This is a genomic window from Virgifigura deserti (assembly GCA_003576685.1).
Classification (GTDB): Bacteria; Pseudomonadota; Alphaproteobacteria; order Dongiales; family Dongiaceae; genus Virgifigura; species Virgifigura deserti.
The window spans coordinates 1-14,366 of the sequence record QOZR01000002.1; the positions used below are offsets into that span (position 1 = coordinate 1).

Genomic DNA, 14,366 nt, shown 5'->3' on the forward strand with positions numbered 1-14,366 from the left:
TCGGCACCGTCCACCGCCTGGAGAACCTGACCGACGAGCCGCTCCACCTCATCGAGGTCCAGTCCGGCGCCTATCTCGGCGAGGACGACATCGTCCGACTCGAGGATACCTACGGGCGGAGTTGAGCCTCATCCGGTCGACCGGTCCGCGTCAATCTTCCCACCATTCCGCAGACTCGCTCCGGAGCACCGTCAGCAGGTTGAGGAGCGGAAAACCGATACCCGCGAGCAGGAATGTGAAAAGGCTTCCACTCCCGGACGCGCCCTCCGCCATGAGATAGAAAACGGCGACGATGAGCCACGCGGCGTTCGCGGCGACGGCGGCGTCGCGGAGCATCGGGCCTGCCTCCCGTCTCTGGCCCATCTCCTGATTCGTCATCGCGACGGTGGTGTCGGTCTCCGGCTGGTCAAAAACCCTGACTTGCATGGTCACTGTCCCCGTGAGTTGTCCGAAAGCCTCGGTCCGGCCGGCCACGGTCAACCGTGGACCGCACAGATTGCGCAAAGCGGCTATCATTCAACATATAGGTTCGCGACCGCTGCAGTTGGCGCCCTTAGGTGGCGGGCGGGATAGAGATGGGATACGCCGCGTTCTATCCGAAGAGCAACCTGTCCAGCCCGCGCACCAGACCCGTAATGGCACCGGCGCGCCGGGCGGCGAGCAGCGTGCCAGCGACATAGGGCTCGGCGCTGCTGCCGGCGTCATGGCGCAGGCTGAGGCGCTCGCCCGCCATCCCGAACACCACCTCGCAGGACAGCACATAGCTTGGCAGCCGAATCGAATGGACGCGGCTTCCGCCGATATCGGCGCCGCGCGCCTCTTTCGGGCCGACCAGCTTGTCGAGCGGCACGCCGAGCGGCGGTTGGCCGACCTGACCGAGGCGCTCGGCCAGTTCCCGGGCCGTGCCGCTCGGCACATCCGGCTTGGTCGACTTGCCGTAATCAAGGATCTCCCACTCCGGCACATGTGCCGCCGCGATTAGGGCGAAATGCTGCAGCAGCGTCGCCGTCAGCGAAAAATTGCCGGCGGCGACCACGCCGACGCCCCGATCCCGCGCCGCCCGGTCGATCTCGTCATAGTCGGCGGCGGTGAGGCCCGACGTGCCGACGATCGCGGCGACGCCTCGCTCCACCGCGGCCAGGACATGCGCCTTCACCGCCGTGGGATGGGTATAATCGATCAGCACGTCGGTCGGCACGGCAAGCGCGTCCGCGACACTCGCCGACAAGGCGACCCCGACGGGTTCGCGCCCCAGGGCCGTCCCGACATCCTCCCCCGCTCCCTTGCGCGCCACAGCGCCGGCGAGCGCCAGATCCTCGGCGGCGGCCACCGCCTCGACCAGGCTCTGCCCGACCCAGCCAGTCGCCCCGGCAATGCAAATTCTGATGGTCATGTCGCGTTCTCCCTCTTTCACCGAACACTACCCGAACCGGGCTCCCGTTCAATCTTTCCTTCGGCGGGCATTCCGGACGCTCGACGGTCGCTTCGGCGCCCCTTTGACACCGCTTCGGGCAAGGCGGATATTAGGCGCGGCTTCCAAACAGGCGCGGGCGTCGACGATCGCCCCATCACGACCCAAGCGAGGAAAGAATGACCCAGCTGAGCAATTCCGCCAGCGCGCGCGATATCGCCTACCACCTGCACCCCTATACCAATGCGGTAAAGCTCGAGGCCGAGGGCCCGCTGGTGCTGACCGAGGGCAAGGGCGTCTATGTCTATGACGAGAACGGCAAGCCCTATATCGAGGGCATGGCCGGCCTGTGGTGCACCTCTCTTGGATTCGGCGAGGAGCGGCTGGTCGAAGCGGCAACGCGACAGCTTCGCAAGCTGCCCTATTATCACACCTTCACTTTTAAGTCGCACGATACGGCCATCGACCTCGCCGAGAAGCTGATCGGCCTCGCGCCGGTGCCGATGTCGAAGGTCTTCTTCACCAATTCCGGGTCCGAAGCCAACGACACTGTGGTCAAGCTGGTCTGGTACTACAACAACGCCATCGGCCGGCCGGAGAAGAAGAAGATCATCGCCCGACTCAAGGGCTATCACGGCGTCACCGTCGCGGCGGCCAGCCTGACCGGACTGCCCTACAATCATATCGACTTCGACCTGCCGATCGCGAACATCCTGCATACCGACTGTCCGCATCATTACCGCTTCGGCCTGCCGGGCGAGTCGGAGGAAGACTTCGCCAGCCGGATGGCCGCCAACCTGGAAAAACTGATCCTCGACGAGGGGCCGGACACGGTGGCCGCCTTCATCGCCGAGCCGGTGCAGGGCGCCGGCGGCGTGATCATCCCGCCGCGGACCTATTTCGAGAAAATCCAGGCCGTTCTGAAGAAATACGACATCCTGTTCATCGCGGACGAGGTGATTACCGGCTTCGGGCGCACCGGCAGCATGTTCGGCATCGAGACCTATGGCCTGAAGCCGGACATCATCTCCGTCGCCAAGCAGCTCTCCTCCGCCTATCTGCCGATCGCCGCGGTAATGATCAACGAGAAGGTCTATCAGGCGATCCGCGACAACAGCGGCAAGCTCGGCACCTTCGGTCACGGCTTCACCTATTCCGGCCATCCGGCGAGCGTCGCGGTCGCGCTCGAGACGCTGAAGATCTATGAAGAGCGCGACATCGTCGCGCAGGTCCGCCGCCTTGCCCCCGTCTTCCAGGAGGGGTTGCAGCGGTTCGCCGATCACCCGCTGGTCGGCGAGGTGCGCGGCGTTGGCCTGGTCGGCGCGATCGAGCTGGTCAAGGACAAGGCGACCAAGGAGAGCTTCGACCCGAAGCAGGCCGTCGGCTCCTACGCCGTCGGCCGCGCCCAGGAACATGGCGTGATCCTGCGGGCGATTGTCGACAGCGTGGCCTTCTGCCCGCCGCTGATCGCCACCGAAGCCGAGATCACCGACATGTTCGACCGGTTCGGCCGCGCCCTCGACGACACCGCCACCTGGGTACAGGACCAGGGGCTGCGCTCGGTGGCGTGACAATCGCCCAGAAACTGTCGAAAAGGTGAAAACCACAGAGACATAGAGATTAACTTTTCTCTGTGCCTCTGTGGTTCTAGGGCAGCAAATGGCTGTACCGTCGCAGCCGGGCGCGGCAGCGTGACGCATTCCCTCCCGGCCGGTTCACGGTCATTTTACGGTTGTGGCCTAGCGTGTAAGGCGCTGCCCGCGCTATAGTGGGATCAATATGGATTTCGAGCAGTTCTTCCGCGATACGATCGCGGGCCTCAAGGCCGAGGGGCGTTACCGCGTTTTCGCGGATCTCGAACGCTGCGCCGGTGCTTTCCCGAAGGCTCTGCACCACCCGCCTGAAAAATCCGGACGCGGGGCTGAAGAGGTTATGGTCTGGTGCAGCAACGACTATCTCGGTATGGGCCAGCATCCGGCGGTGATCGCGGCCATGACCGAGGCGCTTCAGCGCTGCGGCGCCGGGGCCGGCGGCACGCGGAACATCTCCGGCACCAACCACTATCATGTCCTTCTCGAGCGGGAACTCGCCGATCTGCACGCCAAGGAAGCGGCGCTGCTCTTCACCTCCGGCTATATCTCGAACGAGACGACGCTGGGCACCTTGGCCTCCCTGCTGCCGGACTGCGTCGTTTTCTCGGACGAACAGAATCACGCCTCGATGATCCAGGGCATCCGTGCGAGCCGCGCCGAGAAGCACATCTTCCGCCATAACGACGTCGCACATCTCGACGAGCTGCTGGCCTCGGTGGCGCCGGGCCGGCCGAAGCTGGTCGCCTTCGAATCGGTCTATTCGATGGACGGCGACATCGCGCCGATCGCCGAGATCTGCGACGTGGCCGAGCGGCATGGCGCGATGACCTATCTCGACGAGGTTCATGCGGTCGGCATGTATGGCCCGCGTGGCGGCGGCGTCGCCGAGCGCGAGCGGCAGATGCAGCGGCTGACCGTGATCGAAGGCACCCTCGGCAAGGCCTTCGGCGTGATGGGCGGCTATATCGCCGGCTCGACGGCGCTCGTCGACGTGATCCGCAGCTTCGCCTCCGGCTTCATCTTCACCACGGCGCTGCCGCCGGTGATCGCCGCCGGGGCGCTGGCCAGCATTCGCCATCTGAAGACCGACGACACTAGGCGCGCCCTGCATCAGGAGCGCGCCGCAACCTGCAAGCGCCTGCTGGCCGAGGCCGGCCTGCCGGTGATGCCTTCGGAAAGCCATATCGTTCCTGTCCTAGTCGGCGACGCGCGAGCCTGCAAGCAGGCAAGCGACGAGCTTCTGGCGTCGCATCGGATCTACGTCCAGCCGATCAACTACCCGACCGTGCCGCGCGGGACCGAGCGGCTCCGCCTGACGCCGACGCCGTTCCACACCGACGCGATGATGGCGGAGCTGGTGGAGGCCATGGCCCAGGTCTGGCAGCGGCTCGGGCTTTCAGCAGCCGCCTGATGCGCAGCTGCGCCAAGGCGGCTGAGGCAATTTGGACCTCTTGACGCCGGCCTTCGAATAGCGAACGATTCCGCTTCCATCATCCCGTCGCGGAGCCAAGGACTGCGGAGATGTACAAGGACAACAGCCTGATTCCGAGCGAGTCGGTCCGCCTGGCGGCGCTGGGAATCCTAGCGCAGGCGCCGAAATCCTATGCGGAATTGGCCAGCGAGGTGCGCCACTTCAGCAGCCGGATCGTCGGCCCGTCGCTGGAGCTGATGGGGCCGTCCCTCGAGCTGCTGCGGGTGGAAGGTTTGGTCAAGGCTGAGGACGAGGCCGCCGACCACGAGACGGCCGTTCTGTCCATTACCGAAGCCGGTCGGGACGAGCTGCGCCGCCTCCTGACCGCCAATCTGCGCGGACCCATCGGGGAGGTGAACAAGCTGATCATCGCGCTGAAGATGCGCTTCCTCCACTTGCTGGACCCCGCAGACCAGCAGCTTCAGGCCGAAATCCTGGCGGACATCTGCGAAAGGGAGCTGGCCCGCCTGACCGATCTGCGCCAGCACCATGCCGGCGACCCGGGGCATCTGGTGCCCTGGCTGGATCACGACATCGGCGAGGTCGAGGGCCGCCTCGACTGGTTCCGCGCGCTTCAGGACCGGCTGTAACGCCCGCCCCTCGGCAAGTCAAAAATTGAACGGGTTGTCCCGGGTGGGAAGCTGGGCACGGAAGCTCCGGTAGTGATCGCCTGCCGACAGGTCGAGCATCTTTCGCAACTCGACGAGCGGGGCCGCGTGGTTGTCAACGCGGAAGTCGACGAGCGGATAGTCCTCGGTTCCCACCACGAGAAGGGAGGCGGACTGTCGGCCGCGCTTGTCGCCGCCCGCCGCCTCCCCGGCGACCAGCACCGCCAGCAACCGGTCGGCGAATGTCAGGCCGGCATTGCCGCGGTAGGCCTGGGCCATGGCGCCGAGCACTCTCTCATTGGCGAGCTTGTTGCCGGCGACGGAGAAACCGTCCTCGGCGCGGTGGCCGGTGACGGCCTCCGTTTCCCGTCCCGTCCAGCCGGCCGTGCGCCCCTGCCGGTCGATGACATGGACCTGGCGATGGTCGCGTCCCTCATCCGCTTCGACCAGCGTCGGAACCACGACCTCGGCCGGCCGGCCATCCGCCAGGAGATCCAGCCCGCGCGGACCATAGAACGGGTTCGTCGTCGCCTGGGTGGCAACGGCCCCGACGCCGGCGCGGGCATGCGGCACCAGCGAGCCGATCGCCATATGGAATGTCGCGGCCGCCACCCCGAAATGACCGGTCGCCCGGTCCAGGGCCACGATCGAATAGCTCATCCCGCGAGATCGGCCCCCGCGAGATCGATCAACGTGGCCGCCAGGACGCGGGCGCCGTCGGCCAGATCGCGCGGTCTCGCGTTCTCCGCCTCGTTGTGGCTGACGCCGCCTTCGCATGGCACGAAGATCATGCCGGCCGGGCAAACCTCGGCCAGATGCATCGCGTCGTGGCCCGCCCCTGAGATCATCTCCATGGCAGGGAGGTCCAAGGCATCGGCGGAGCGGCGTACCGTATCGATCACGGCCGGGTCGAAGCGGGTCGGCCGGACATCGCTCGTCCGCGTGACCTTGACCGCGCACCCGCCGGCGTGGTCCGCGCAGATCGGCTCGATCCGGCTCGTCAGCCGCTCGATCACCGCCGCGTCGGGGTGGCGGAAGTCGATCGTGAAGAAGACCCGGGCCGGCACCGTGTTGGGGGAGCCGGGCGAGACCTCGAAGCGGCCGACGGTGAAGCGAACCGTGTCGGCGGCATCGGCCATGGCCTCGTTCAGCGCGGTGACCATAGCCGCGGCGGCCATGAGCGCATCCTTGCGCATGCTCACCGGTGTTGTCCCGGCATGCGCCGCCTCGCCCAGAACCTCGACCGCGAACCAGCGTAGCCCCTGGATTCCGCCAACGACACCGATCGGCCTGCCCGTGGCCTCGAGCCGCGGCCCCTGCTCGATATGCGCCTCGACATAGGCGGCCAGGGGAAAGCCGATCGGCCGACGCGACAGATCGGGGGTAGCGGCGAGGAAATCCCGCAGCGCCTCGCCCGCCGTGATGCCGTCGCTGTCGGTCACGGCAAGCTGCTCGGCAAGGTTCATCTGGCCGGCGAACACGGCCGATCCCATGGCGCCGGGCTGGAAACGGCTGCCCTCCTCGTTGGTCCAGGCGACCACTTCGATGGAGCGTTGCGGCCGCAGGCCGGCGGCCTGGATCGCCTCGAGCGCCTCGAGACCGGCGAGCACGCCATAGGCACCGTCGAACTTGCCGCCGGTCGGCTGGCTGTCCAGGTGGCTGCCGGTCAGCACCGGCGCGGCCGCCGGATCCGTACCCTCGAGACGGAGAAACAGGTTGCCCGCATCATCGCCGCTGGCGGCGAGGCCGAGATCCTGCGCCCAGGCGACCATGCGACGGCGCGCCTCGGCGTCCTCCTTGGAGAGCGCCTGGCGGTTGACCCCGCCTTTGGGCGTGGCCCCGATCTGGCCCAACGCCATCAGCCGCCCCCACAGCCGCCCTTCGTCGACGGCCCCGGCGGCAGCGATTTTCGGTTCTGTTTCTTCCATCGGCTTAACTCTCCTTCGGTGATTCGCTCGCCTTCGCACCGCGGGATCGATCGGAAAAATCGACGGTTCGGGACTCGTCAATGAAGCGCCGTTCGATCACCGCCTCCAGCGCGATCATGTGCCGCTCGGCTTTGGCGATATGGTCATGCATCAGGCGACGCGCCTCCTCGGCATCGCGCCTGCGGAACGCCTCGAGCAGCTTCCGGTGCGCGGACAGCCCGTCCTCGGCCAATTGGTGAACGCGGCTCGGCACGTCACCATGATCCGGATCGGCGTAAAGCTTGCGAAAGACCGTGCAGTCCCGCAGCAGCGAATTCATGAATTGGCAGTTGAAGGCCAGCAGCGGATTGTCGCAAGCATTGACGAGCACATCGTGGAAATCCAGCTCGGCCTGACGCTGACGATAGGTCGTCCGCTTGTCGGCCGGCCCGCAGCTGCATAGCCCGATGGAGGCTTCCAGCGCCTGAAAATCGGCCTCGGTCAGGCGATCGACCACCGAGGCAGCCAGCTCTGGCTCGAGCAGCTTGCGGACCGCATAGACCTGTTCGAGCGTGAGGCCCTGGAAATAGAAGTAGTTGGCGAGGAGCTGGGTTGACCGGTTGGCCGAGACGCTCGCCACCGACGCGCCGCCCTTGGGACCCGTCGAGATTCGCACCAGCCCCTGAACCTCCAGAGACTTCAGCGCCTCGCGGATGGTACCCTTGCTGACGCCGAAGCGGTCGATCAGCGCTTTCTCCTGCGGCAGGCGGTCGCCCGGCGATAGCCCTTCGACCGCGATCCATGTCTTGATCTGCTCGGCCACCCAGTCCGAACGCTTCGGCAGGGGGCTGCGCTGCGGCTTGCTCATGCGCTCCATACCTAAATCATAATAATGCTATTTATAATGATAAATGTTGACACAGGCTGTTCTCCGGGACAAGGATTTCCTGAAATGAGAACCGCGTGGAGGAACGCGCGGGGCAATGATGGCTCGAACGGAGGAGGAGCAACTGGGCATGACACAAAGGACGAGAGTCGCGAAATATCTGGCCGCAGCTGCCGGGCTCATCGGCCTCGCGCTTTCCGCTGTCACGGCAGAGGCGCAGATTCCCGAGGATGTGCTGGTGGTCGGTCAGATCGCCGAGCCCAAGTCGCTGGACCCCGCCACGGTGACGGCCGTCAACGACTTCCGCATTCTGGTGAACGTTTATGACGGCCTGACCCGTTATGCCGACGGGACCCTGAAGGTCGTGCCCGGCCTCGCAGAATCCTGGGAGATCAGCGACGACGGGACGGTCTATACCTTCAAGCTCCGCGAGGATGTGACCTTTCACGACGGCACCCCGTTCAACGCAGAGGCGGTCAAGTTCAACTTCGACCGCATGCTGAAGGAAGACCATCCGCATCACGACACCGGCCCCTTCCCGCTGGCCTTCTTCTTCAGCGCCATCGAGGAGACCGAGGTCGTCGACGAGTACACGGTCGCGCTCCATCTGGGGGAGCCCTATGCGCCGCTTCTGTCGAACCTCGCCTATCCGACCGGCCTGATGGTCTCGCCTGCCGCGGTCGAGGAGTATGGGAAGGATTTCGGGCGCAACCCGGTCGGCACCGGCCCCTTCAAGTTCGCGCTCTGGGAGAGCAACCGCCAGGTCGCCCTCGAGCGCAACGAGGATTATTGGGACGGCGCGCCGCCGCTGCGGGGCGTCGTCTTCCGCCCGATCACCGATGCCAACGCCCGGGTCAGCGAGATGCTGTCGGGCGGCATCGACCTGATGGTCGAGGTGCCGCCGGATAACATCGCGACCTTCGCGCAGTCCGACGAGTTCGTCATCCACGAGCAGGCCGGTCCGCATCTCTGGTTCCTGATCCTGAACATGAAGGAGGCGCCGTTTGACGACAAGCGCGTGCGCCAGGCCGTCAACTACGCGATCGACAAGAGGGCACTGGTCGAGAACGTCCTGCAGGGCACCGCAACCGTCGCCACCGGCCCGATCCCGGCAGCCTTTGCCTGGGCCTATAACGAGTCCCTGGAGCCCTACCCTTACGATCCGGAGAAGGCGCGCGCCTTGATCGCCGAGGCCGGCGCGGAGGGCGCAGACCTGACTTTCTACGTGACCGAGGGCGGCTCCGGTATGCTCGCCCCGATTGCCATGGGCACGGCCATCCAGGCCGATCTGGCCGAGGTCGGCCTCAATGTCGAGATCGAAACCTATGAGTGGAATACCTTCCTCGGCAAGGTCAATCCCGGCCTTGAAGGCAAGGCCGACATGGCGGAGATGGCCTGGATGACCAACTCTCCGGACACGCTGCCCTATCTTGCGCTGCGCACCGATGCCTGGCCGGAGAATGGCGGGTTCAATTCCGGCTACTACTCGAACCCGAAGGTCGACGAATTGCTGGAGAAGGCCCGGACCTCCACGGACCAGGCGGAAAGGGCGAAGCTCTACAAGGAGATGCAGGCGATCGTCTATGAGGACGCGCCCTGGGCCTTCATCGCCAACTGGAAGCAGAATGCGGTGACCAGCAGCCGGGTGAAGAACTTCAAGCTTCAGCCGTCGTTCCTTCTGCTGCTGCATAAGACGGCGAAGGAGTAGCGTCCCGCCCCCACCCCCGACCCTCCCCCGCCTGCGGGCGCAGCCCGCGATTCCTTTCGTTGCCGGCGAAGCCGGAGGGCGGGAGAGGGAGTATCAGGAATTTCCCTCCCCGCCGCAGGTGGGGGAGGGTTAGGGTGGGGGCCCTTCGCGCACGGAGAGGGCCTTGCCATGATGGGCTATATCGTTCGGCGGCTGCTGCTCACGGTCCCCGTCTTGCTCGGCATCTCGGTGATCGTCTTTCTGGTGATCTCGCTGATCCCGGGCGATCCCGCCACGGCCATCCTCGGTGCTTATGCAACGCCGGAGAACGTCGCCCGGATCAACGCAGAGCTCGGGCTCGACAAGCCGTTGCCGGTCCAGTTCCTGACCTGGCTCGGCGGCGTTCTCGAAGGCGATCTCGGCCGCTCCTACTCGCTCAACCGTCCGGTGGCCGCCGAGGTGATCGACCGCCTCGTGCCGACGCTGATCCTCGCCGGCGCCGCCTTGACGCTGTGCACGCTGTTCGGCGTGCTCGGCGGCGTGGTCGCCGCGGTGAAGCAATATGGCTGGCAGGACAAGCTCGTCACGCTGCTGGTGCTGATCGGCATTTCGACGCCATCCTTCTTTCTCGGGATCGTCCTCATCCTCTGGTTCTCGGTGCGGCTGGAGTGGTTCCCGACCGGCGGCATGTACGCCCTGTTCGGCGACGGCGGCCTTTTGGACCTGCTGCACCATCTGGCCCTGCCGGCCCTGACCTTGGCCGTGGTGGCGACGGGGGTGGTCGCGCGCCTCACCCGGGCCAACATGCTGGAGGTGCTGCGCCAGGACTACGTCCGCACCGCGCGCGCCAAGGGGCTGCGCGAAGGCCGCGTGATCTACAAGCACGCCCTGAAGAACGCGCTGGTGAACATCATTCCGATCATCGGGATTCAGACGGGCTTCGTCCTGAGCGGCGCCGTCTATATCGAGAGCGTGTTCCAGTGGCCGGGGATCGGCCGCATGCTGGTCACGGCGATCTCGACCCGCGACATCCTCCTGGTGCAGGGCGGCGTTCTGGTGGTCGCGGCCTGCTATGTCCTGATCAATCTGCTGGCGGACGTGCTCCAGGCGGCGCTCGATCCGCGGGTGAAGGTCTGATGACCAGCCTTGCCCTCGACGAGACCGGCGACGCGCCGCCCCGAAGCCGCCCGAGCGCCTGGAACCGGCTGAGCCGGAACGCCCTGGCGACCTTCGGCCTGGTTCTGGTCGTCGCGATCGCGGCGATCGCCGCGGCGGCCCCGCTGCTGCCGCTGGCCGACCCGAACGCCACCGACGTCGCGAACCGGCTGCAACCGGTTTTCAGCGACGGGCACTGGCTCGGCACCGATCAGCTCGGCCGGGATATCCTCTCCCGCCTGATCTGGGGCACCCGCGTGAGCTTGGCCGTCGGTATCGCCGCGACGCTGGTCGCGACCGCCATCGGCGCGCTGATCGGTTTGGTCGCCGCCTATTACGGTCGCTGGACCGACACGCTGCTGATGCGCGGGATCGACATGCTCATGGCCTTCCCCTATCTGCTGCTGGCGCTCGCCATAGTCGCCGTGCTCGGGCCGGGCCTGCTGAACGCGATGGTCGCGATCGCCTTGGTCAACATCCCGTTCTTCGCCCGCGCGGTGCGCGGTGCGACGGTGAGCCTGGTGACCCGCGAATATGTCGACGCGGCGCGGCTCTGCGGCATGTCCAATCCGCGGATCATCGCGCGCGAAATCTTCCCCAACGTCCTGCCGGTGATCGTCATCACCATGTCGACCACGCTGGGCTGGATGATCCTGGAGACCGCCGGCCTGTCCTTCCTCGGCCTCGGTGCCCAGCCGCCTCAGGCGGATCTGGGCAGCATGCTGGGCGACGGGCGCAAGCTCATCGTCACCGCGCCCCACGTCGCCACCATTCCGGGCCTCGTGATCCTCCTGCTGGTGATCGGGACCAATCTGCTCGGTGACGGCCTGCGCGATGTGCTCGACCCGCGGCTGAAGTCGGGTGCCCTCGCACGCCCGATGGCGGTAACGGCCGTCGATGCGTCGGCCGGCCGACCCGCAGCCGGGGCGCCGAACGCGGCCGAAGCACCGCTTCTGTCCGTACAGGGGCTCGAGACCCACTTCGTGATGGGCCGCGCGGTCTTCCGCGCCGTGAACGGCGTCAGCTTCGATGTGGCCGCGGGCGAGGCGGTCGGGATTGTCGGCGAGTCCGGCTCCGGTAAGTCGGTGACGGCGCTCTCGCTCCTCGGTCTCGTCCCGACCCCGCCGGGGCGGATCGTCGGTGGCGACATCCGGTTCCGGGGCGAGAGCCTGATCGGCGCCCCCTTGAGCCGCCTGCAGGACATCCGCGGCAACCGGATCGCCTACATCTTCCAGGACCCGCTGACCACGCTCAATCCGCTGCTGACCGTCGGCGAGCAGGTGACGGAGGCCGTCCGACGCCACCAGAACCTCGACAGCGGCCGCGCCCGGCAATGGACGCTGGAACTTTTCGAGCGCGTCCAGATCCCGCGGGCGAAGGAGCGGCTCGCCTCCTATCCGCACGAGCTGTCGGGCGGCCAGCGGCAGCGGGTCGGCATTGCCATGGCGCTGGCCAACGACCCGGACCTGATCATCGCCGACGAGCCGACCACAGCGCTCGACGTGACCACCCAGGCCCAGGTGCTGAAACTGCTCGACGAGCTGCGCCGCGAGCGGGGGGCGGCGCTGATCTTCATCACCCACGATTTCGGCGTGGTCTCGGAGCTCTGCGACCGCATCCTGGTGATGTATGCCGGCCGCGTCGTCGAGGAAGGACCGGTCGAGGCGGTGTTCGCCGATCCGCGCCACCCCTACACGCGACGGCTGATGGCCTGCGTTCCGATTCTGGGCGAGCCCGAGCGGTCGATCGACGCGATCCCGGGCCTCCCGCCCGCGGTCAACCGCCTGCCGCCGGGTTGCGCCTTCGCACCGCGCTGCCCCTTGGTGCTCGACGCCTGCCGTCACGGCGAAATCCCGTTGGACCGGCTCGGCGACGGTCGCGCCGCCCGCTGCATCCGAGCCCAGGAAAGCGACCAAGAGAGTTCCGATGCCTGACGTCGTCGTCGAGACACGCGACCTCTGCCGCAGCTTCGGCGGCGGCCGGCGCCTGCTGGGCGGCCTCAAGCCCCTGGTCCGGGCGGTGGACGGCGTCTCGCTCCGGGTCGAGCGCGGCCGCACGCTCGGCATCGTCGGCGAGTCCGGTTGCGGCAAGTCGACTCTCGCCCGCATGCTGGTGGGGCTGCTCGAACCGTCCGCCGGGACCATCATCCTCGACGGCAAGCCGGTCGATGAGCGCAAGCGAGAGAACCGGCTCGACTTCCACCGGAAGGTGCAGCTCGTGTTCCAGGACCCACTCAGCTCGCTCAACCCGCGCAAGACGGTGCGCCAGATCCTGGAGGCGCCGCTTCAGGTCCTGCTCGGCATGAGCCGCGCCGAACGCGCCGCGCGGGTCACGGAGCTGATGCGCCTCGTCAGCCTCCGCCCGGAGTTCGTCGACCGCTATCCGCACGAGTTCTCCGGCGGGCAGTGCCAGCGCATCGGCATCGCCCGGGCGCTCGCCGCCGAGCCGGCGCTGATCGTGCTCGACGAGCCGGTCTCCGCCCTCGATGTCTCGATCCAGGCCCAAGTGCTGCGGCTGCTGAAGGACTTGCAGCAACGGCTCGGCCTCACCTATGTGTTCATCTCCCACGATTTGGCCGTGGTCGAGAACATCTGCGACCGGATCGCGGTCATGTATTTCGGCAAGGTGGTCGAAGAGGGCTCCAAGGCCGACATCTTCCGCCGGCCGGCCCACGACTACACCAAACTCCTGCTCGCCTCCGTCCCGGTGCCGGGCAGGCGGCACTCTCAGCGCTAAAGAGATCCCCTGAGGAAGCCGCCAAGCGCGGCGGCGCAGGCCTGCGGCTCCTCCTCGGCGACGAAGTGGCCGCAATCGAGCGCGACCTCCTGCACCTCGTCCGCCCACCGGCGCCAAGCCTCGGCGGGCGACGCCGCTTTGCTCGCGGCATAGCCGCGCCCCCAGATCACCAGAACGGGGCAGTCGAGCCTGCGCCCCGCATCGCGGTCTTCGCGGTCGTGCGCGCGGTCCAGCGTGGCGCCCGCCCGATAATCTTCGCAGGTCGCGGAGAGAACCGACGGCCGGTGGAACTGCTCGACATAGGCAGCCACCGCGCGGGGGTCAAGCGCATCGCTTCGCCCCGCCCAACGGTCCAGAAGATGCCTGATGTAGAAGTCGGGATCGGCGCCGATGAGCCGCTCCGGCACCGGCGCCGGCACGGCGAGGAAAGGCCAGTGATAGGTCCCCAGCGCCTTGTCCGCGTCCATCTCTTCCCAGGTATCGAGGGTCGGGATGATGTCTAGTGCGGCGAAGCGCGCGACGCGCCCTGGGTGGTCGAGGCAGAGGCGATAGCCGACCCGCCCCCCGCGGTCGTGGCCGGCCAACAGGAACCGCTCATGGCCGAGCGAGTCCATCAGCGCTACCATGTCGCGCGCCATCGCACGCTTCGCGTAGTTCCGATGCTCCGGATCCGGCGCGGGTCCCCTGCTCTGCCCATAGCCGCGAAGATCGGGCATGACTAGCGTGAACTCCCGCGCCAGCACCAGCGCGACGGCGTGCCAGACGAGATGCGTCTGCGGATAGCCGTGAAGCAGCAGGAGCGGCGGCCCTTCGCCGCCGATGCGCAGATAAATCTCCGCCTCATCCAGCGTCACACGACGGTCTTCGAAATCATCGAGCATGCGTCTTGCTCCGGTTCCGTTCGCCAGTTCTC

Annotated in this window: 13 protein-coding genes and 1 pseudogene; 8 read left to right on the top strand and 6 right to left on the bottom strand. The window is 66.8% G+C overall.

Annotated features, from left to right (window positions below; genetic code table 11):
• Nucleotides 1-125 (top strand): annotated as a pseudogene (locus tag DT069_RS03445) (mannose-1-phosphate guanyltransferase); the annotation flags it as partial.
• A gap of 25 nt (nt 126-150) precedes the next feature.
• Here DT069_RS03445 and DT069_RS03450 read toward each other — a convergent pair.
• Both DT069_RS03450 and dapB read right to left on the bottom strand, forming a co-directional pair.
• Nucleotides 151-426 carry a hypothetical protein gene (locus DT069_RS03450; RefSeq protein WP_162912960.1) on the bottom strand — a complete coding sequence of 92 codons (276 nt, stop codon included), beginning with the start codon at nt 424-426 and terminating at the stop codon, nt 151-153.
• A 166-nt stretch (nt 427-592) separates the two neighbouring features.
• Nucleotides 593-1,393, bottom strand: coding sequence for a 4-hydroxy-tetrahydrodipicolinate reductase (gene dapB / locus DT069_RS03455; RefSeq protein WP_119458896.1), 801 nt, complete (start codon nt 1,391-1,393; stop codon nt 593-595).
• 197 nt (nt 1,394-1,590) lie between these two features.
• Between dapB and DT069_RS03460 the strand changes: the two genes are divergently transcribed.
• The 3 genes from DT069_RS03460 to DT069_RS03470 all read left to right on the top strand — a co-directional run bounded on the left by DT069_RS03460 (nt 1,591) and on the right by DT069_RS03470 (nt 5,064).
• Nucleotides 1,591-2,982, top strand: a complete 1,392-nt coding sequence (locus DT069_RS03460) for an aspartate aminotransferase family protein (RefSeq protein ID WP_119458897.1) — start codon at nt 1,591-1,593, stop codon at nt 2,980-2,982.
• 208 nt (nt 2,983-3,190) lie between these two features.
• Nucleotides 3,191-4,414 carry a 5-aminolevulinate synthase gene (gene hemA, locus DT069_RS03465; RefSeq protein WP_119458898.1) on the top strand — a complete coding sequence of 408 codons (1,224 nt, stop codon included), beginning with the start codon at nt 3,191-3,193 and terminating at the stop codon, nt 4,412-4,414.
• 110 nt (nt 4,415-4,524) lie between these two features.
• On the top strand, nt 4,525-5,064 hold the full coding sequence (locus DT069_RS03470; RefSeq protein ID WP_119458899.1) for a hypothetical protein: 540 nt from the start codon (nt 4,525-4,527) through the stop codon (nt 5,062-5,064).
• Nucleotides 5,065-5,082: 18 nt separating this feature from the next.
• Here DT069_RS03470 and DT069_RS03475 read toward each other — a convergent pair whose 3' ends face one another.
• The 3 genes from DT069_RS03475 to DT069_RS03485 are packed head-to-tail and all read right to left on the bottom strand — an operon-like array spanning nt 5,083 to nt 7,857.
• The gene (locus tag DT069_RS03475; protein ID WP_119458900.1) at nt 5,083-5,742 is read right to left on the bottom strand and encodes a DUF1028 domain-containing protein; all 660 of its coding nucleotides are present in this window, start codon (nt 5,740-5,742) and stop codon (nt 5,083-5,085) included.
• A complete protein-coding gene (locus tag DT069_RS03480) occupies nt 5,739-7,010 on the bottom strand; it encodes a M20 family metallo-hydrolase (protein ID WP_119458901.1) in 1,272 nt (423 codons plus the stop codon). Before DT069_RS03480 ends, DT069_RS03475 begins: the two co-directional genes overlap by 4 nt.
• A gap of 4 nt (nt 7,011-7,014) precedes the next feature.
• A complete protein-coding gene (locus DT069_RS03485; RefSeq protein WP_162912961.1) occupies nt 7,015-7,857 on the bottom strand; it encodes a FadR/GntR family transcriptional regulator in 843 nt (280 codons plus the stop codon).
• A 148-nt stretch (nt 7,858-8,005) separates the two neighbouring features.
• Between DT069_RS03485 and DT069_RS03490 the strand changes: the two genes are divergently transcribed.
• The 4 genes from DT069_RS03490 to DT069_RS03505 all read left to right on the top strand — a co-directional run bounded on the left by DT069_RS03490 (nt 8,006) and on the right by DT069_RS03505 (nt 13,453).
• Nucleotides 8,006-9,583, top strand: a complete 1,578-nt coding sequence (locus tag DT069_RS03490) for an ABC transporter substrate-binding protein (RefSeq protein ID WP_425449977.1) — start codon at nt 8,006-8,008, stop codon at nt 9,581-9,583.
• 168 nt (nt 9,584-9,751) lie between these two features.
• The gene (locus tag DT069_RS03495) at nt 9,752-10,699 is read left to right on the top strand and encodes an ABC transporter permease (protein ID WP_119458903.1); all 948 of its coding nucleotides are present in this window, start codon (nt 9,752-9,754) and stop codon (nt 10,697-10,699) included.
• The gene (locus DT069_RS03500; RefSeq protein ID WP_119458904.1) at nt 10,699-12,651 is read left to right on the top strand and encodes a dipeptide/oligopeptide/nickel ABC transporter permease/ATP-binding protein; all 1,953 of its coding nucleotides are present in this window, start codon (nt 10,699-10,701) and stop codon (nt 12,649-12,651) included. The genes DT069_RS03495 and DT069_RS03500 overlap by 1 nt, the downstream gene beginning before the upstream one ends.
• Nucleotides 12,644-13,453, top strand: coding sequence for an ATP-binding cassette domain-containing protein (locus tag DT069_RS03505; protein ID WP_119458905.1), 810 nt, complete (start codon nt 12,644-12,646; stop codon nt 13,451-13,453). The genes DT069_RS03500 and DT069_RS03505 overlap by 8 nt, the downstream gene beginning before the upstream one ends.
• Here the strand turns inward: DT069_RS03505 and DT069_RS03510 are convergent.
• Nucleotides 13,450-14,334, bottom strand: coding sequence for an alpha/beta fold hydrolase (locus DT069_RS03510; protein ID WP_119458906.1), 885 nt, complete (start codon nt 14,332-14,334; stop codon nt 13,450-13,452). The two genes, DT069_RS03505 and DT069_RS03510, sit on opposite strands and share 4 nt — an antisense overlap.
• Nucleotides 14,335-14,366: the final 32 nt, after the last annotated feature.